The 356-nt window shown below is 59.8% G+C and carries 1 protein-coding gene; it reads right to left on the minus strand.

Features of this window, described 5'->3' with window-relative positions:
• A partial coding sequence (locus tag DEH80_RS17880; protein ID WP_165831546.1) for a helix-turn-helix domain-containing protein occupies positions 1-337 on the minus strand: 337 nt, incomplete at its 3' end.
• Positions 338-356: the final 19 nt, after the last annotated feature.

A 356-nucleotide genomic window follows, 5' to 3' on the forward strand; every position in this document is an offset into this window, starting at 1 on the left:
GCATGGACGGATCGTCCGGGTGTTCCCGTTTCAGCTTTTCTGCGATTTGCTCTGGCGACCACTGACGATGCTCAAGCATGCTGACGACCCGATCTGACAAGCGTGTACCGGCTTGCAGCTTAGACGGTCGGCCGCACCTGCGACGAGCSCGGCGGTAGCGTTGGGCGGCCTGGACTGCCGAGTATGATCGGCCGCTCTGRCGYGACAGCTCACGAGAGATCGTTGAACGGTGACGGCCTAACAGGCGTGCGATCGAACTAAGCGTGGCGCCCTGGCCGTGCTGAATCATGATGGTCGCACGCTCTTCTGGACTCAGGTGATGGTAGCTGGATGACATGGCAACACTCTTTTTGGAT

Origin of the sequence: Abyssibacter profundi (genome assembly GCF_003151135.1) — a bacterium.
Lineage (GTDB): Bacteria > Pseudomonadota > Gammaproteobacteria > Nevskiales > OUC007 > Abyssibacter > Abyssibacter profundi.